General features: G+C 68.4%; 15 protein-coding genes and 1 riboswitch. Of the genes, 11 read left to right on the plus strand and 4 right to left on the minus strand.

The features are described from left to right. Positions 1 to 31 precede the first annotated feature (31 nt). The 3 genes from KBC94_RS21855 to KBC94_RS21865 form a co-directional block, all read right to left on the minus strand. On the minus strand, positions 32 to 1,018 hold the full coding sequence (locus KBC94_RS21855) for a VTT domain-containing protein (RefSeq protein WP_294375090.1): 987 nt from the start codon (positions 1,016 to 1,018) through the stop codon (positions 32 to 34). A 10-nt stretch (positions 1,019 to 1,028) separates the two neighbouring features. Beyond that, the gene (locus KBC94_RS21860; protein ID WP_294375093.1) at positions 1,029 to 1,850 is read right to left on the minus strand and encodes a DUF3047 domain-containing protein; all 822 of its coding nucleotides are present in this window, start codon (positions 1,848 to 1,850) and stop codon (positions 1,029 to 1,031) included. A 335-nt stretch (positions 1,851 to 2,185) separates the two neighbouring features. Continuing rightward, a complete protein-coding gene (locus KBC94_RS21865) occupies positions 2,186 to 2,392 on the minus strand; it encodes a hypothetical protein (RefSeq protein WP_294375095.1) in 207 nt (68 codons plus the stop codon). A 203-nt stretch (positions 2,393 to 2,595) separates the two neighbouring features. Here KBC94_RS21865 and KBC94_RS21870 point away from each other — a divergent pair, with 203 nt between their 5' ends. Together KBC94_RS21870 and KBC94_RS21875 are read left to right on the plus strand one after the other, a co-directional pair. After that, positions 2,596 to 4,542, plus strand: coding sequence for an alkaline phosphatase PhoX (locus tag KBC94_RS21870; protein WP_294375097.1), 1,947 nt, complete (start codon positions 2,596 to 2,598; stop codon positions 4,540 to 4,542). Further along, on the plus strand, positions 4,542 to 6,269 hold the full coding sequence (locus KBC94_RS21875) for a hypothetical protein (RefSeq protein WP_294375102.1): 1,728 nt from the start codon (positions 4,542 to 4,544) through the stop codon (positions 6,267 to 6,269). The genes KBC94_RS21870 and KBC94_RS21875 overlap by 1 nt, the downstream gene beginning before the upstream one ends. A gap of 30 nt (positions 6,270 to 6,299) precedes the next feature. Here KBC94_RS21875 and thiC read toward each other — a convergent pair whose 3' ends face one another. Then, a complete protein-coding gene (gene thiC, locus KBC94_RS21880; RefSeq protein ID WP_294375105.1) occupies positions 6,300 to 8,165 on the minus strand; it encodes a phosphomethylpyrimidine synthase ThiC in 1,866 nt (621 codons plus the stop codon). Between the two features lie 116 nt (positions 8,166 to 8,281). Next, a riboswitch (TPP riboswitch) is annotated at positions 8,282 to 8,390 on the minus strand. 221 nt (positions 8,391 to 8,611) lie between these two features. Between thiC and tssI the strand changes: the two genes are divergently transcribed. The 9 genes from tssI (at position 8,612) to KBC94_RS21925 (ending at position 18,557) form a co-directional block, all read left to right on the plus strand. Next, positions 8,612 to 11,164, plus strand: coding sequence for a type VI secretion system Vgr family protein (gene tssI, locus KBC94_RS21885; RefSeq protein WP_294375108.1), 2,553 nt, complete (start codon positions 8,612 to 8,614; stop codon positions 11,162 to 11,164). Then, positions 11,161 to 11,946 (plus strand): DUF4123 domain-containing protein, encoded by a 786-nt coding sequence (locus KBC94_RS21890; protein WP_294375111.1) that lies wholly within the window; start codon positions 11,161 to 11,163, stop codon positions 11,944 to 11,946. The genes tssI and KBC94_RS21890 overlap by 4 nt, the downstream gene beginning before the upstream one ends. A 49-nt stretch (positions 11,947 to 11,995) precedes the next feature. Further along, complete coding sequence (locus tag KBC94_RS21895) at positions 11,996 to 12,541, plus strand: DUF3304 domain-containing protein (RefSeq protein ID WP_294375114.1); 546 nt, start codon at positions 11,996 to 11,998, stop codon at positions 12,539 to 12,541. Positions 12,542 to 12,564: 23 nt separating this feature from the next. After that, complete coding sequence (locus tag KBC94_RS21900; protein WP_294375116.1) at positions 12,565 to 12,783, plus strand: hypothetical protein; 219 nt, start codon at positions 12,565 to 12,567, stop codon at positions 12,781 to 12,783. Beyond that, positions 12,780 to 13,322, plus strand: a complete 543-nt coding sequence (locus tag KBC94_RS21905; RefSeq protein WP_294375119.1) for a DUF3304 domain-containing protein — start codon at positions 12,780 to 12,782, stop codon at positions 13,320 to 13,322. The genes KBC94_RS21900 and KBC94_RS21905 overlap by 4 nt, the downstream gene beginning before the upstream one ends. A gap of 22 nt (positions 13,323 to 13,344) precedes the next feature. After that, entirely contained in the window at positions 13,345 to 15,177 is a 1,833-nt protein-coding gene (locus KBC94_RS21910; RefSeq protein WP_294375121.1) for a DUF2235 domain-containing protein, read from the plus strand. Positions 15,178 to 15,231: 54 nt separating this feature from the next. After that, positions 15,232 to 15,495 carry a PAAR domain-containing protein gene (locus KBC94_RS21915; protein WP_294375124.1) on the plus strand — a complete coding sequence of 88 codons (264 nt, stop codon included), beginning with the start codon at positions 15,232 to 15,234 and terminating at the stop codon, positions 15,493 to 15,495. Between the two features lie 326 nt (positions 15,496 to 15,821). Beyond that, positions 15,822 to 16,796 (plus strand): tripartite tricarboxylate transporter substrate binding protein, encoded by a 975-nt coding sequence (locus KBC94_RS21920; RefSeq protein ID WP_294375128.1) that lies wholly within the window; start codon positions 15,822 to 15,824, stop codon positions 16,794 to 16,796. A gap of 9 nt (positions 16,797 to 16,805) precedes the next feature. After that, positions 16,806 to 18,557, plus strand: coding sequence for a thiamine pyrophosphate-requiring protein (locus KBC94_RS21925; RefSeq protein ID WP_294375130.1), 1,752 nt, complete (start codon positions 16,806 to 16,808; stop codon positions 18,555 to 18,557). Positions 18,558 to 18,580: the final 23 nt, after the last annotated feature.

Consider the following 18,580-nt stretch of genomic DNA (forward strand, 5'->3'; position numbering starts at 1 on the left):
GCCACGAAAACCTCGCCGCCTTGCCCAGGCCTCAGGCGGCGCCGGTCGCGCCCAGCGATGCGGGAACGGGCGGCGCCGCCTCGACCGCCCCGCCATCGCCCACGTCGGCGGCCGCCCAGGCCGACAGGCCACCTTCCAGCACGCGCACCCGCGGCAGCCCTGCCGCCATCAGTACCCGTGCCGCCGCGATGGCCGATGCATCGGCCGGGCAGTCGCAGAACACCACCAGGTCGCGGCCATCGGCCAAGGGGCCGAGCGCATGCGGAAGCTCGGCCAGCGCAAAGCCCACCGCGCCCGGGATGGCCCGCGGGTCGATCGCCCGCACCTGATCGCCACGCACGTCGAGCACCGTCGGCGCGCGCCCCTGCGCCAGCGCCGTGCGCAGGGCGTCGACGCTGATCGTCACGATGTCGTCGGCGCGGCGTGCCATCCGGCGCTGGTGGTAGCGCCAGAGCACGAAGGCCACCAGCAGCACACCGCCCACCACGGTGGCGGCCAGCCCGATGTTGGCCAGCACGGCCAGCACATCGCGGATGGCGGCGTGGAACACGGCACCCAGCAACAGGTAGCCCAGCGTCCAGACCAGGGCGCCGGCCGTCTCGAAGGCCAGGAAGCGCGCATTCGACATGCCCAGCGCGCCAGCCATGGGCGGCGCCACCACCGAGACGCCGGGCACGTACTTGGCCGCGATCAGCGACAGCCCACCCCACCGGCCGAGGATCGCTTCGCTGCGCGACACGCAGGTGTCGGCCGAGAGCGAGACGCGACACAGCAGCCGCATCACGGCATAGCCCCAGCGCCGTCCGGCCAGGAACCAGGCGCCGTCGCCCAGGATGTTGCCCAGCAGCGAGGCGAGGACGATGGCCACGGCATTCAGCGCCGAGCCGCCCATCGCCAGGCCACCCGCCACCACCAGAAACGGCACGGCCGGGACCGGCGCGCCGAGCCGGGCGGCCAGCGTCACCACCAGAACCACGGCGGGGCCCTGGGTGGCGAGCAGCGAGATGAGGTCGTTCATGGCAGCCCCCCTATTCGGCCATGCCACTGGCCGTGGGCCGCGCTTCGGCGCGCACGCCGGCGGGGCCCACGAGGCTCAGGTCGGAGAAGTAGGCCAGGCCGTGGCCGTGCGTGTTGTCGGCATCGGCCGAGACGACCACCGCCGCCACGCCGGGCGTGGCGCCCTGTGCCTCGGTGCCGAAGGCGCGGCGGTAGTCGGCCAGCAGGTTGCGGCGCTCGCTCACCCAGGTGCCGGGCTGCGCGGCGGGGCCGGATTCGAGCACCACCATGTGCATACGGTTGGTGAAGGCGTTGACCAGCATCTGGCCCTTGGCCTCCTTGCCGTCCCAGACGTAGCACAAGGCCTCGCTGGGCACGTCCTCGCCCGAGACGCTGCGCGCCACACCCAGGCGCGTGCGCTCCAGCAGCGGCAGCCGGTCGGTCGGAAAGTCGAAGAAGACGCAGAGCTTGGCCGCGCCATCGTCACCCGTGCGGGTGCGCAGGTCGGCGCCATCGACGAACTGGTCGACGCGCCAGCGCCAGCTGAGCACCGTCGACTCGTTCAGCGGTAACTGCACGCGGTGCGACAGCAGGCCATAGGAATCGTTGGCCTCGACCTTGAGCACGCGGCGCCCGTCTTCCGAGACGACGTCGAAGTGGGTGGGCGTCTTGTTGGGCAGCGTGCTGAAGTGCCAGGGTGCGGGCGGGACCGCACCGGCCGCGGCCGAGAAAGGCGTCAGCGCATTCGGCTCCTGTGCCTGCACGAGCGGCGCAGCAAGCGCCAGGGCCAGCCCGGCACCGGCCAGCGGGCCAGCGCCACGGCGAGCAGAGACGAAAACGGAAGCGATGTGCATGGACGGGCCCCGGGGTGACGCCTCGCGCTCGGATGGCAACGAGACGGCATGGAACCGGTCGCGCGCGGGCAGCCGAAAGTGTGCCGCAGGGCCACCCACAGATAAATCCCGCAAAAGGAATTACTTTGTCTCCCGCATGGGGACAATCCAACGCCGGCGCGCACACCGCCGGGGCGCGCGGCACATGCACGCACCCGAAGGTGACGTCCTCGCCAGCGCCATGCGGCTTGGACACTGGCCCGATCCTCCGACTCGCCTCGCTGGACCCGGCGTGTCGGAACTGGCAGGCCCCCTTCAGCGGCGCGTACGACGCGCCGAAGGCTCAGACATGCCTATCAGGCATGCGACGGCTCGCCCTCGCGCAGAGCCGTCTTCAGCGCCCGCGTTCCGCTGGCCAGCGCGGCCTCGTAGCTGTCCGCGGGCGACTCGCACTCGCGCACGGTGCGCCGGGGCTGCCCCTGCGCATCCGTCTGCTGGAGCTTCCACACGAAGGCGCCGGGTTGCGGCTCCTCCACGATGAGTTGAAGAGGTGGATGGTTCATGTCCGCGATGGTGGACCTGTTGCTGTGCCCCGGCTGTAGTCGCAGGCCTACGGGCTGCCATCCAGAGGGAACGGTGCGATGGCTGCCGCCAAGCTGACCATGCGAGTCAGCTTCCGGTCACTCCGCTTTCATGGCCGGGAACCAGACTCCGCCGCGAGCGAGGAGCTCAGGAATCACCCCACATGAAAACCAGAACCCCAACCATGTCCCTCCAGAAACTTTCCACCCGCCTCGGCGCGGTCGCGCTGGCTGGTGTGACCATCCAACTCGCCGCCTGCGGCGGCGGCTCGTCGTCCGTCTTCACGCCCGTCGCCACTCCAACGCAGAGCGGCAGCACCAGCAGTACGACCACCTCGTCTTCGAGCAGCAACACTGGCGGGTCGGTGCTCACCGCCATCGCCCAGGCCTTCGACGCCGCCTTCGGCAGCATCACGGCCGCCTTCACCGACAGCGAGAAGCGCCAGGTGCGCGCCACCAGCTCGGCCACCATCAACGGGCAGACCGTGCCCACCGGCTTCAACACCATCCTGCGCTCGGGCGACCGCCGCGGCAGCGACGCCAGCCTCAACACCTACGGCCTCATCCTGGACAACCAGATGAAGCCCATCCTGGCCTCGGACGGCTCGACCACCATCTCCGACGCCAACGACTTCACCTCGATCCTCAAGGTCGGCAGCAAGCTGTTCTCCGTCGCGCACATGGAAGACATTCCCGGCGCGCTGTACCTGACCGAGCTGTCGCAGGACAAGCAAAGCGGCGCCCTCACCGCCGTGAGCACCCGCGCGCTGGACCTGTCGGGCATCAACGGCATCGTCAGCCCCTGTGCCGGCAGCGTCACGCCCTGGCAGACCCACCTGGGCAGCGAAGAGGACGCGCCCGACGCCCGCACCGGCCGCGCCGGATACATGGCGACCTACTTCGGCGGCGGCACCACCATCGGCGGCGATGCCTCCAAGAGCAACCTGTACTTCTGGGGCTACCCGGTCGAAGTGGCGGTGGACGAATCGGCCAACGCCACGGTGACCAAGCACTACAGCATGGGCCGCATGTCGCACGAGCTGTCGTACGTGATGCCCGACAACCGCACCGTCTACCAGTCGGACGACGAGACCAACACCAGCTACTACATGTACACCGCCGACAAGGCGGGCGATCTGACGGCCGGCACGCTCTACGCCATCAAGGTCAACCAGACCACCCCGGCCGGCACCACCGACCTGGTGGACGCCAACGTGTCGTGGATCAAGCTGGGCCACGCCAGCGACAGCGAGATCAAGACGCTGATCGACGCCGGCACCAAGTTCTCGGACATCTTCGACACGGCCACGCCGGATTCGAATGCGCAATGCGCCACCGGCTTCAAGTCCGTGAACACGACCTACGGCCTGGAGTGCCTGGCGCTCAAGTCGGGCAAGGAGAAGGCCGCCGCCTTCCTGGAGACGCGCCGCTACGCCGCCTACCTGGGCGCCACCATGGAGTTCCGCAAGGAAGAAGGCATGACCTTCGACCCGGACGGCAAGCGCATGTACGTGTCGTACAGCTTCCTGGAGCGCGGCATGGAAGACAACCGCAAGCTGGGCGTGGCCAACACCCAGTACGACCGCGGCGGCAACAACGACATCAAGGCCATCTTCAACCACTGCGGCGCCGTCTACGCCTACGACATGGGCAGCGATACCACCATCGGCAGCGACTACGTGGCCAAGTCCATGCACGGCGTGCTGGCCGGCATCATGACCACCAAGGCCGACCCCAACCGACTCAACCCGCGCACCGTCGACGCCTACCCGAGCGGCCCGAGCGCCGGCAACGTCTGCTCGCTCGACGGCATCGCCAACCCGGACAACATCACCTTCATGCCGGGCCAGAAGACCCTGCTGATCGGCGAGGACTCCGACGACGGCCACCAGAACGACATGACCTGGGCCTACAACATCGAGACGAAGAAGCTCACCCGCATCATGACCACGCCCTACGGCTCGGAAGTGACCAGCCTCTACTACCACCCCAACATCAACAACTTCAGCTACATCCTGAACGTGGTGCAGCACCCGTATGGCGAGAGCGACCAGAGCATGGTCAGCCCCACCAGCGCGGAGCGCCGCTCGTACCTCGGCTACATCGGCCCGCTGCCGGTGCTGAAGAAGTGATGGGCCGCCAGGGGCGGGCAAGCGCGGCGCTGACGCCCCTGCTGGTCGGCGCGGCATTGCTGCTCGCGGGCTGCGCCGACCCGGACGATGGCGGCGTGAGCCTGGAGGGCCGCACGCTGGAGAACCGGCTCGCCTACATCCCGCCGCAGTGCTACACGATCGCCAAGGTGGCGGCGTTGCGCCACAACCCCTGCTACGTCTGCCATGCGGAGGCGCCCGAGCCCAATCCCAACGGGCAGCCCGAGCTGCAGCAGGAATACGCCTTCCCGCAATTGCAGGCGGGCCGGGTGCCGCGCAACCCCTGGACCAACCTGTTCAAGGACCGGCGGTCCGAGGTCGCGGCCATCGCGGACGCCGACATGGCCCGCTATGTCGCCGAGGACAACTACCACGGCGCCAACGGCACGCTGCGGCTGACCGAGCGCCTGGCGCAGCTGCCCGCCCGCTGGGATGCCGACGGCAACGGCCGCTGGGACGGCTACCGCCCCGATGCCTGGCTGAACTTCGACGCCCAGGGCTGGGACCATGCGCCCGACGGCACGCCCACCGGCTGGCGCAGCTTCGTCTACCACCCCTTCCCCGGCGCCTTCATGCCCACCAACGGCTCCTTCGACGACGTGGCGATCCGCCTGCCTGCGGCCTTCCGCCGCGACGCGCAGGGCCGCGAAAGCCTGGCGGTCTACACCGTCAACCTGGCCATCGTCGAGTCGCTCATCACACGGCAGGACGTGCCCATCGACCCGGTGGACGAGCGCGCCCTGGGCACGGACCTGGACGGCGACGGCCACCTGGGCATGGCCGACCACATCGCCTACATCTGGCCCGCCGAGCCGCAGCGGCGCATGCGCTATGCCGGCCAGGCCGGCGCGCAGCAGGCGGCCGGACAGGTGCACCTGGCGGCGGGGCTGTACCCCGAAGGCACGGAGTTCCTGCACAGCGTGCGCTACCTGGCGGTGGGCAACGACGGCACCGTGTCCGCATCGCCGCGCATGAAGGAGCTGCGCTACGCCCGCAAGGACGGCTGGCGCACCTATTCGCAGCTGCGCCACACCGCCTCCATCGAAGGCAAGGAGCAGGCGCTCAAGCCCGAGAACCCGGAGGTCTTCCCGGGCAATGCGGAGCGGGGGCTGTCCAACCGGCAGGGCTGGGTCTACCAGGGCTTCATCGAGGACCGCCGAGGCCAGCTACGGCCGCAGAGCTTCGAGGAAACCGTCTACTGCATGGGCTGCCACAGCGGCATCTCGGCCACCGAGGACGGCAGCTTCGCCTTCGCGCGCAAGCTGCGCACCGGCGCGGCGCATGGCTGGCTGGCCTGGAGCGACATGGTGCACCAGCCGCCCGTGCCCGACCCGCTACGCACCGATGGACAGCCCGAGTACGCGAGCTACCTGCGCGCCAACCATGCGGGCGACGAGTTCCGGGAGAACCTGGAGCTGCTGACCAAATACTTCGGCCCCGACGGCCGCGAGAAGCCCGAGGCCTTCGCGCGGCTCGCCACCGACGTCTCGTCGATGACGCTGCCCAGCCCGCAGCGCGCCATGGCGCTGAACAAGGCCTACTGGCTGCTGGTGCGCGAGCAGTCCTTCAAGGCCGGCCGCAGCCCGGTGGTGGCCCCGGCGACGAATGTCTACCAGGAGGTGCCGCAGGATGCGACCACCGGCGTGGAAGAGCCGCTGCCCGCGCCACGGCTGGCGGCCGCGCGCGACGTGGCGTACCCGGCGCACTGAACGGGCCGCCCGCAGGCCAGGTGCGCCTTCTCAGCCCTTGGCCGGCTGGATCGGCACGTAGAACTCGCCGCCGCCCTCGCGGAACTCGCGCGACTTCTGGTCCATGCCCTGCGCGGCGTATTCGCGCACTTCCTGCGTGATCTTCATCGAGCAGAACTTGGGCCCGCACATCGAGCAGAAGTGCGCCACCTTGCTCGAATCCTTGGGCAGCGTCTCGTCGTGGAAGTCGCGGGCCGTGTCCGGGTCCAGGCCCAGGTTGAACTGGTCTTCCCAGCGGAACTCGAAGCGCGCCTTGGAGAGCGCGTCGTCGCGCGCACGCGCGCCGGGGTGGCCCTTGGCCACGTCCGCGGCGTGGGCCGCGATCTTGTACGCAATGATCCCCTGCTTGACGTCGTCGCGGTCGGGCAGGCCCAGGTGCTCCTTGGGCGTCACGTAGCACAGCATGGCCGTGCCCATCCAGCCGATCATGGCCGCGCCGATGGCACTGGCGATGTGGTCGTAGCCCGGAGCGATGTCGATGGTCAGCGGGCCCAGCGTGTAGAACGGCGCCTCGTGGCAGTGCTTGAGCTGCTCGTCCATGTTGGCCTGGATCATGTGCAGCGGCACATGGCCCGGGCCTTCGATCATGGTCTGCACGTCGTGCTTCCACGCGATCTGCGTCAGCTCGCCCAGCGTGCGCAGCTCGGCGAACTGCGCCTCGTCGTTGGCGTCGGCGCCGCAGCCGGGACGCAGGCCGTCGCCGAGCGAGAAGCTCACGTCGTAGGCCTTCATGATTTCGCAGATCTCCTCGAAGTGCTCGTAGAGGAAGCTCTCGCGGTGGTGCGCGATGCACCACTTGGCCATGATCGAGCCGCCGCGCGAAACGATGCCCGTCATGCGCTTGGCCGTCATCGGAATGAAGGGCAGCCGCAGCCCGGCGTGGATGGTGAAGTAGTCCACCCCCTGCTCCGCCTGCTCGATCAGCGTGTCGCGGAAGATGGCCCAGGTCAGGTCTTCGGCCACGCCGCCCACCTTTTCGAGCGCCTGGTAGATCGGCACCGTGCCGATGGGCACCGGCGAGTTGCGCACGATCCAGTCGCGCGTGGTGTGGATGTTCTTGCCGGTGCTCAGGTCCATCACGTTGTCCGCGCCCCAGCGGATGGCCCACACCAGCTTCTCGACCTCTTCCTCGATGCTGGAGGTGACGGCCGAGTTGCCGATGTTGGCGTTGATCTTGACCTTGAAGTTGCGGCCGATGGCCATCGGCTCGACCTCGGGGTGGTTGATGTTGGCCGGGATGATGGCGCGCCCGCGTGCCACCTCGTCGCGCACGAACTCGGGCGTGATGATCTTGGGGATGGCCGCACCCAGCGGATTGCCCGCCACGCGGCGCGCGCGCTCCTCGTCGGCCAGGTACTCGGCCATCCATTCGCGGCGGCCGTTCTCGCGCAGGGCCACGTACTCCATCTCGGGCGTGACGATGCCGCGGCGGGCGTAGTGCATCTGCGTGACGTTCATGCCGCTTTTGGCGCGGCGCGGCTGACGCTGCAGGGCTGCTGCCTCGGCGCGCAGCTGGGTGATGCGCTCGTGCTCCTGCGGGGCCTGCTGCTCCGCATGCTTGGCGCCGTCATCCAGCGCCTGGCGGATGCGGCCTTCGTAGCTTTCGGTGTCGCCGCGCTCGTCGATCCAGGCGGCGCGCAGGCCGGCCAGGCCGCGGCGGACGTCGATCTCGGCGTTGGGGTCGGTGTAGGGGCCGGAGGTGTCGTAGAGCGACACCGTCTCGCCATTGGTCAGGCGCACGTCGCGCACCGGCACCTGCAGATCGGGCCGGCTGCCGGCGATGCGGCCTTTGGTGGAAGCGGGAAAGGGCTCACGCGTCAGCGCGAGCAGATGGGCGAACTTGTCGGGGGCGTTCATGGGGCGGACTCTCCAAAGCACATGGGTGGATGGATGCCCCGCCATCGGCGCCAAGGGGGATGCGGGTGAGCCCGGCCCCGCCGATGCATAGACGGACGGATGGACGGACACACGCGCCTTGGCGCTGCAGCTCTTCTTACGCTGGTACTAACCAGATCAAGTTCGCGGTTCCGGCGGTCAGGTCCGCCGTCTCAGCACGCCATACGTGCACCCCGGAGCGGGGGCGATTCTAGGCAGGCCTGGCGGCAAAGCCAACCCAGACACCAGAGCCCGATGCGCACCGCGCCCTGCCGAAGCGGCTGCCGGTGAGAACTAGTTAACCAAAGCTCCGCCGCAATGCCGCAAGCCGGAGGTTGGGCCCAGGAGATGCACCTAAGCTCTTTGCGCCTGGTTGCAGCGCCCCCAGCGCGCCGCCATTGCTCAAGCAGATTCAGGGAGAACGATCCATGCCACACACCACCCTCGCGGTGCAAGGGCCCGCCATGCCCATGCACAACGGCGAGCCTGCCCTTCATCCCGTGCGGCTTTCCGGCCACGAAGGCGTCAACACACTGTTCGAATACGAACTCCTTCTCAAGACACCCGACGCCCTCAACTTCAGCCCCAGCCTCGGGGCCGATTTCGACCTGGACGCGTTCATCGGCCGGGAGATCACATGCTTCATCGACCTGGACGGCGCCGGCGAATTCATTCCCGGTTCGGTCGGTGCGCCGAGCCACGCCATCGGTGCGGGTCACCGGGAGATCAGCGCGCTGGTCACCGGCGCGGACTTCTGGGGCGAGGAAGGACGCCACCTTCAGTACCGGCTCACGCTGCGCCCCTGGCTTCATCTGGCCACGTTGACCACCGACTGCAAGGTATTCCAGAACAAGACCGTGGTCGACATCCTGGATGAGCTGCTGGCGGACTACCCGTATTCCGTGCACAAGCGGCTCTGCGAGCGCTATCCGCTGCGCGACTTCCAGGTCCAGTACAACGAGACCGACTTCGCCTTCTTCGATCGGCTGTGCCAGGAATGGGGCATCAACTTCCACTTCGAGCACATCGAAGGCAAGCACCGCCTGGTGCTCAGCGACGGCAATGCCGCATTCAGCCGCAACGACAGCGAGGCGTACCACACCGTCGAGTACCACGCACCGGGCTGGAAGGTCGACGCCGAATACATCCACAGCTTCGTCCCCTCGCACCAGCTCACCAGTGGCCGCTACGTCACCAGCGACTACGACTACACGCGCCCCAAGGCCGATCTCACCGCATCTCGCCGCGAACCACGGCCCACCGGGCACGCCGACAGTGAGATCTACCAGTGGCATGAGGGCACGGCGGGTACACATTTCGCCCAGCCCCGCGCAGGCACCGCCCCAGACGCCGACCCATTCGAGGAAGGGCGACTGCTGTCGCTGCTGAGGATGCAGGCTCTGCGCACACACGGTGCACGTGCGCGCGCCAGTGGCAATCTGCGGGGAATGCAGCCGGGACACACCTTCATCCTCGCCAAACATCCCCGGCCTGCCGCAAACGCGGAGTACCTCATCCTGCATACCGATCTGTGCATCGAAGAGATCGCACAGGACAGCCAGCCCCACCCAGCGGCAGCACATCGCCGCCAGCAGTGGGCCGTGCGAGTGGACCTGACGGTCCATCCCATCCAGGAGCCGCTGCGCCCCACCCTGACCCGATCAAAGCCTTATACGCGTGGCCCGGCGACGGCCCTGGTGGTGGGGCCCGCCAACGAAAACATCTGGACCGACGAGCTCGGACGCATCAAGGTCCAGTTCCCATGGGACCGCATCGGCCGCAGGAATCAGCACAGCAGTTGCTGGCTGCGAGTGAGCTCGCCCTGGGCGGGCAATCAGCTCGGCGCCATCCACATTCCGCGCGTGGGCCAGGAAGTGATCGTGGACTTCCTGGGCGGCGATCCGGACCTGCCCATCTGTACCGGGCGGGTGCATAACCAGCTGAACCTGCCACCCTGGCATCTGCCGAATCAGGCAGCGCTTTCCGGCGTGCGCTCGCGCGAACTGGCACCGGAAGGCGGCAACAGCGCCAGCGGCCGCTCCAATCATCTGGTGCTCGATGACACCCACGGTGCCATCCAGGCCCAGCTCAAGAGCGACCACCAGCACAGCCAGCTGAGCCTGGGCAAGATCACCCGCATCGAAGACAACGCAGGGCGCAAGGATCCTCGCGGCGAAGGCTTCGAACTGCGCACCGATGGCCCGGGCGCCATCCGTGCCCAGCAAGGCCTGCTCATCAGCACCGAAGGACGGGAGCGGGCAGAGGGCCACATCAAGGACATGGCGGAGGCGCTGTCCCGGCTCGCCACGGCGCAGCGACGGCACGAGGCCTTGGCGGGCGTTGCCACCCATCATCGGGTGCAGGCCAATGGCGAAGACCAGCACACCGTGTCACAGGTCCTGGGCCAGCAGCATCAGGCACTGGCGGGTGCAGGCTCCGCCACGCAGTTTCCCGAGCTGAGCAGTCCCCATCTGGTGCTCTCCAGCCCTGCGGGCATCGAAGCGACCACGCACGGCGCGCTGCACCTGGCCGCCGAAGGCCATACGGCCATCACGGCAGGCGGCCATGCCAGCGTGGCGGCCAGCGGCAGCCTGCTGGCGAGCGCACAGCAGGCGGTGCGCCTGTTCGCCAAGGAGCAGGGCGTGCGCGTCATCGCCGGCGAGGGTGCTGTCGAGCTTCAGGCGCAGGATGACCGCATCGAAATCATCGCCAAGCGCGTCCTGGAACTGATCAGCGAAAGCGACTGGGTGCGCATCAAGGCCGCCAAGGGCATCTCCCTGGACGTAGGCGGCACGCGCCTGGACGTCACGGCCGGCGGCTTCTTCTTCAACACCCCCGGTGCCCACCATGTGTGGGCAGCGGACGTGCAGAACTTCGGCCCCAAGACGGCCAAGACCCTCCTGCCGCAGCTTCCAGAGCGGGTATGCATCCCTTGCCTCATGGCCGCGGCGCGCGCCGGCAGCGCCATCTCCACGCTATGAACGCGACGACGACCTCCATGTACAGATACGTCCTGCTGGACGGTGCACTCGTGCACGAGCAGCTCAAGGCATTGGCCGCGTTCGCCAAGCCAGGCGCGCTGTTCGAGCCGCTGATGCCTCATCCGGAACAACACCTGGCCGGCCCTTTGCTCATCTCGCTGGACCAAGCCCGCGCCGACGAGGGCGTCGGCAAGCAGGTGCGTGCCGTGTTCGGCGGATTCGGGCATGGCCTTCACGTTGCGGTGCTCACGTCCCACTTGGCACTGCCCGAGCTGGCCAGCCACCTGCGCCGCGCCGTCTGGTTCACCGACGACAGCGGCGAAAGCTACGGCCTGCGCATTGCGGACTGCCGGGTGATGGCCTACCTGCCCGGCATCCTGACCCCCGAACAGTGGCGTGCCGTGACAGCGCCAATAGCCAGTTGGTCCATTGGGGACCGGCAGGGCAAGCGCCGCCCGCTGGCTCTGGACGCTGAGCACACGGACGCCTTCGAGGGCCTTCGACTGACAGCCACGCAGATCGACCAGTTGATCGACGCAGGAGAGCCGGACGCGCTGCTGCTGCGCATGGGCCGCGCGGCCGGCCAAGTCGCCGACCCGCGGCACCACGAGGATTTCGCCATCGCCGAGGCCTGTGTGCGCCATTGGCGCGAATCCGGCAGCACCGACCGCGCGCTGCTCCTGGAACTGGCGCGTCTGGCATTCGCGGCCGGCGCGGGGAGCATCAGGAACGCGGCGTGGATGAAACAGGCATGGCAGAACGTCGTGGCGCGCAGGCGATGAGCGCCTGTGTCGCGTCTTCGCCGCGCTCGACGCCCAGCCAGGAGACCGCATGAAGCTCGCACGACGTCTTGCGCACGTACTGGCCGCCCTTGCCCTGGCCCTGCTCGCCGCCGGCTGTGCAGGCTCCTCCGAAGACCTCTTTCCCGACAAGCGGACCATCGGCGTGCCCGTGGGCGCCGTGGGGCACTACGGCAAGGGCATCGGCGTCCCTCTCTACACCATCAACGACAGGTTCAAGGATGGCGGCGTCTCGACCTGGGGCGGCGGCGGCGCGGGCAATTGCTGCGTGCTTCTCCCACGCAAGATCACCGGACCTGTGATGGTCACCATCCGCTGGCAGACCTACCGCAGCAGCGTCGACGAACTCCTCGAACACGAAGCCACCGTCCCCATCCACTTCGCCGTTGACCCAGGCGAAGGCGGCTCCGGACTCTATGTCCACTTTCTGCCGGGGCACACGGTGGCGGTCTGGTATGCCGAGCCAACCCCACTCAGCTCTGAGTACCCCGGCCCAGCGTTCCCTCGCGGCCCCGCCCCGCCCTACCGCCCACTACCCGGAGAAAAGCCCTCACCCCAGCCCACCAAAGCCAACTGATCAGCATCCACAGGGAGAACAACATGAGCACCTACAAGACCATCCTCGAACCCGCCACGATGCAGTACGCCAAGCCATTGGCGTTCCCACAGGCCGCCTTCTGCGAGCAGATCATCAACATCGGCCTGTTCTTCGACGGCACCGACAACAAGCTCCGCCTGCGCGCCGCCCGGCATCACAGCGTGCCTGCGCAACCCGCCTCAGGTCAGCCGCACTCGACACCCTGCCAGGAGGCCGCATGAACCTCGCACGCTGCCTGACCCGCGCACTGGCAGCCCTTGCCCTGGCCCTGCTCGCCGCCGGCTGTGCAGGCTCCTCCGAAGACCTCTTTCCCGACAAGCGGACCATCGGCGTGCCCGTGGGCGCCGTGGGGCACTACGGGGACGGCATCGGCATACCACGGTTCTCCATCAACAACCAATTTCGCGGCCCCGGCATCTTGGGCTGGGGCGGCGGCGGCGCAGGCGATTGCTGCGTCCTGCTTCCTCTCCATATCACCAAGCCCATCCTCGCCACCGTCCGCTGGCAGACCTACCGGGACGACGTCGACGAACTCCTCGAACACGAAGCCACCGTCCCCATCCACTTCGCCGTTGAGCCTGGCGATAGCTCCGGCATGTACGTGCACTTCCTGCCAGGGCATCAAGTCCAGGTGTGGGTTAGCCGCCCATATCCCAACAGCTCGATCTATCCGGGACCTGCCTTTCCAAGAGGGCCTGCCCCTTCTTACAGCCCACTACCTGGAGAAAAGCCCTCACCCCAGCCCATCAAAGCTAACTGACAGCACCCACAGGGAGAACAACATGAGCGCTTACAAAACCATCCTCGAACCCGCCACGATGCAGTACGCCAAGCCATTGGCGTTCCCACAGGCCGCCTTCTGCGAGCAGATCATCAACATCGGCCTGTTCTTCGACGGCACCGACAACAACCACAGCTTTCACCCCTCCAAGTTCGACACGAACGTCTGGAAACTTTCCCTGGCCTATCGCAACGCCCCAGAGGACGGTTGCTTCCGTTACTACGTATCCGGCGTGGGCACCCCGTTCACCGAGATCGCACAGGAGGCGGCCGACGCAATGGGTGGTCCCTTTGGCGCAGGAGGTGAGGCGCGGATCGTCTATGGGCTGCTGCAGGTGTGCAACGCGCTTCATCGAGTCATCAATGCCGACGCCCCAAGGTTCGACGGAAAGGCCCTCGCCGCCCTCTGCTCGGAAACCCGACTCCCCGATACCAACGCCGGCGATGCCAGCACCGCACCCCCTCGCCTGACGCCCGAGCAGAAGATCCTCGAGCAACTCGGCCTGCCCTGCGGCCTCGTCGGCGCCAGCGACCGCAGCTTCCTGGGCGCCTCCATCGCCGGCGAGCGCCGCAAGTTCCTCTCTCGCATCTGCGGCGAGTTGCGCCAGCAGATCGCCCAGCGCGCCACCCGGCCTCGGCCCAAGGCCATCTACCTGGACGTCTTCGGCTTCTCCCGCGGCGCCGCCCAGGCCCGCGTCTTCGTCTCCTGGCTGCACCAGTACCTCATGCTCCAGGGCCAGCTCTTCGGCGTGCCCGCCTATGTGCGCATGCTCGGCATCTTCGACACCGTCGCCTCCGTCGGCCTGACCGATGCCATCGGCTCCGACGGCCACAACGCATGGGCCACCGCCGAGGACCTGCGCATCCACCCCGAGGTGCGCAATTGCCTGCATCACGTCGCGCTGCATGAGCTGCGGACCAACTTCCCTTCGGACAGCGTGGCGCAGGCCGGCGGCCTTCCGCTCAACTGCCAGGAGCACCACTGCCCCGGCGCGCACAGCGACGTGGGGGGCGGCTACGCCGCGGGCGAGCAGGGCAAGGGCATTCGTTTCAAGCGCCAGCGCGACCAGTTGGGCCAGTTCTTCGAGCAGCCGGAGCTGGCCGACGACCTGCGCCTGTCAAACCTGACGCTCAAGCACATGTACGACGCGGCCGTGCAAGCCTGCGATGGGCATGTCTTCGTGCCTTGGATCGCGCTCGACAGTTCTGCGGCTGCACGCCTTATGCTGCCGTCGCAGTTCGGCCTCGACTCCCAACCCCAGATCCGCAAGGCCGTAGAAACCTACTTCTCCACCTGCGGCGTCCCCACCGGCCTGGACACCCGCGAGGCCCTGCGCCGCCACGGCCAGTGCTACCTGGCCTGGCGCTATGCCGTCACCCGCCGCAAGAACGGCTTTGCCGAGCTGGCCAGCGTCAAGCAGGCCCGCCGGTTCGACGCCGAGGGCCTGGACTACTACCTGCGCGGCCAGCAGATCTTCGAGCAGCAGGTCGACCTGCTGGAGCGCCCGCCCGGACCCATCGACTTCATGGGCAACCGCGAGGTGATCCGCGGCTTCCACGCCAAGGCCTTGCAGATCTACAAGGAGATCAAGACGGGCACCGTCTCCTACGACCTGGGGCGCTTCTTCGACGAATGGGTGCACGACTCCTACGCCGGCTTCATCGGCAAGTTCCGCAGCCCCGGTGTCAACTGGGTTCAGGCCACCGGCAGCAACATGATTCACCTCGTCGCCGAGGGCCAGCGCTACATCCGCTGGCGCCAGATCTACCAGGGCAGCAACCAGGGGCTCAATGCCCAGCGCCAGATGAGCGTCGAGGAGGGGGCGGTTGCATGAGGCGCGGACCGGAAGATTCCGAGAGCGTCGTGATCGTCAAGACGGGGGGCGCCAATGCGTGATTCGCGAAACCGGCCCGTGGTCCGCCTGGGCGACCCCACCGACCACGGCGGGGAAGTGCTGACCGCGCTGGACATGATGGTGCTGGGCAAGCCGGTGACCGGCGAAGGATGTGTGGCGCGCTGCCCCAGCTGCGGTGGCATCTTCCGGATCGTGCCGGCGCACACCGAGCGGCGCCACCGCGGGCGCGTCGTTGCCTTCGAGGGCGACCTGACCGAATGCGGGGCCCGGCTGCTGTCGACCTTGCCGGGGAGCTAGCCAGAAGGGCTGACCGACAGGCAGATGGTTGCGACGCTGTCGCAACCATCGAATAGCACCTGCGGCCTCGACATGGTTTCGGCCCGCCTCATGGCGGCCGCCCACCCTCGGCTCCACCACCACCCGGAGCGTCTGCCGCAAGCGGCGGATCCGCCGCTCGTTGTGGAGCATCCCCCGCCCATTCAGCCCCGAGCAAAGAACGCTCTGCGGGTAACTGCTGAACCTGTCTCCCCCCTTCCCCCCTAGCATCCCCAAATCGCTCACATATTAGTGATCTGCCCCCCCGAGCGACGCCCCAGGCAGTCACGACTCAGGAGACAGACATGGTGAAGCTAGTTCGTTGCGTCCTCGCGGTCGCGCTGTCCGTGGTCGCGGGGGCCAGCCTGGCCCAGGAGGCCTATCCGTCCAAGCCCGTGCGCATCCTCATTCCCTACGCCCCCGGCGGCGGCGTGGATGCCGCCGCCCGCCTGGTGGCCCAGTCCCTGGGGACGGCGATGGGCCAGAGCTTCGTCGTCGAGTCCAAGCCCGGCGGCAACACCGTGATCGCGGCCGAGGCGGTGGCTCGCGCGGCGCCGGATGGCTACACGCTGCTGCTGACGGGCGGCTCCACCATGACGCTGCTGCCGCTCACGCAGGCCAAGCTGCCCTTCGTGCCGCTCAACGACTTCGTGCCGGTGGGCCAGGTGTCGCGCCTGCCCTACTTCCTCGCGGTGTCGGCCACGCAGCCCTACAGGAGCGCGAAGGACCTGCTCGCCGACCCGAAGGCGCGCGACGGCGCGCTGGCCTATGCGAGCAACGGTATCGGCTCGATGGCGCACATCGGCACCGAGATGCTGATCCAGCGCGCCGGTGCCAGGATGATCCACGTGCCCTACAACGGCTTCACGCCCGCCATCGCCGATCTGGTGACGGGACGGACGGTGATGGTGATGGCCGACCTGGCCCCGCTCAATGCGCAACTCCAGGACGGCAAGCTGCGCCCGCTGGCCGTCGCGTCCGAGAAGCGCTCGCCCTTCCTGCCGGACGTGCCGACCCTGGCCGAAGCCGGCTTCCCCGGCACCGAGTTCGAGGTGTGGCTCGCGCTCTACGCACCGGCCAAGACACCGCGGGCCGTGGTCGACAAGCTGTCCGCCGAGCTGAACAAGGTGCTCGCCAACCCCGCCACGCGCGAGGCCTTCGTGCGCCTGGGCCATGAGGCCGACTACGCCGCACCCGATGCCGTGCGCAAGCGCATCCAGGCCGAGCAGAGTGCCTTCGCGCCGGCCGTGCGGGCCGCCGGACTGGCCGCGCAGACCAACTGACCACGCCCCATGGAATTCCAACGCTCCCCCGACGACGACAACACCACCCCCCACACCGCCTCGCACCACCTGCTGCAGGCGCTGCTGGACCACGGCGTCGAGTACCTGTTCTGCAACCTCGGGACGGACCACGCGCCGCTCATCGAAGAGATGGCGAGGTGGCGCGAGCAAGGGCGGGCGTTGCCCCAGGTGGTGCTCTGCCCGCACGAGAACACGGCCCTGCACATGGCCGGCGGCTACGCCATCGCCACCGGCCGCGGCCAGGCGGTGCTGGTGCATGTGGATGCCGGCACGGCCAACTCGGCCATGGCCATGCACAACCTGTTTCGCGCGCGCGTGCCGGTGCTGCTGATGGCCGGCCGTGCGCCGGCCACCACCTTCAACCAGGTGGAGGGCGGGCGCGACACCTATGTGCACTTCGTGCAGGAGCCCTTCGACCAGGGAAGCGTGGTGCGCCCCTACGTCAAGTGGGAATACACGTTGCCCTGGCCGTCGATGGCGGCCGAAGTCATCGCCCGCGCGCACTCGGTGATGCAGAGCGATCCACCGGGCCCCGTGTACCTGATGCTGCCGCGCGAGATGCTGGCCGCGCCCTGCCCGCCGCAGGAGCTGCATCCCTTTCCGGCGGCCAGCCACAGGCCCGTCAAGGCCGGCGGCGCGCATCCGGCGCCGATCCAGCAGATCGCGGAAAAGCTCGTCGCCAGCGAAGACCCGCTGCTCGTCACCGCCTACGCGGGCCGCCATCCGCGCACGCCCGCCCTGGTCGACGCGCTGGCGCGGCTCATCGGCATGCGCGTGTGCGAGTTCAACAGCGTGCACCTGAACATCCGCCGCGACAGCCCCTGCTTTGCCGGCTACCTGCCCGGCCCCTTCGCCGAGAAGGCCGACGTCGGCCTGATGCTGGACGTCGACGTGCCCTGGGTGCCCAAGACCACGCGCGTCAACCCGAACGCCTGGTGGGCGCAGATGGACCTCGACGCCATCAAGCGCGACATGCCGATGTGGGGCTTTGCGACCCACGCACGCATCGAGGGCGACAGCGAACTGCTGCTGGCCCAGCTCATCGACGCCGTGAAGTCGCTCGCCACACCGGCCTTCGAGGCAAGGGCGGCCGAGCGGATGAGGAAGCTCGAACGCGAACATGCCGAGCGCCAGCGCAGGATCGACGCCGCGGCGCAGGCGCCCGGCGAACGCGGTGCCATCAACCCGGCCTACCTGTGCGCCGCCATCCACCGGGCGCTGGACAGCCGCGACACCGTGATCAACGAAGGCATCCGCAACACGCTCACGGTGTTCGACCAGGTGCCGCGCAACGAGCCCGGCACGCTGCTGGGCCTGCCGGGCGGGGGGCTGGGCTTTTCGGCCGGCACGGCGCTGGGCGTCAAGCTGGCGCGGCCCGACGCCCGCGTGGTGCATTTCGTGGGCGACGGCACCTTCTACTTCAGCAATGCCACCTCCACGCTGGCCGTGGCGCGGGAGTGCGGCCTGCCGATCTTCACCGTCGTGCTCGACAACGGCGGCTGGTCCGCGGTGAAGGAAGCCACCCTGCGCATGTACCCCAAGGGCCGGGCCTTCGCGACGGACGAGTACGCCTCGGTGCTGCCCACCGGCATGGACTTCGCCGGCGTGGCCGAGGCCGCCGGTGCGCATGGCGAGCGGCTGGTCGATCCGGCCGATGTCGAGGCGGCCATCGCCCGCTGCATCCGCGCGCTGGACGAAGGGCGCAGCGCCTTGCTGCACGCGCGCATCGCGCCGCTCTGAGGGGTGCTGGACAAGGGGGCTCC

Origin of the sequence: Pseudacidovorax sp. (assembly GCF_017991995.1) — a bacterium.
Lineage (GTDB): Bacteria > Pseudomonadota > Gammaproteobacteria > Burkholderiales > Burkholderiaceae_C > Xenophilus.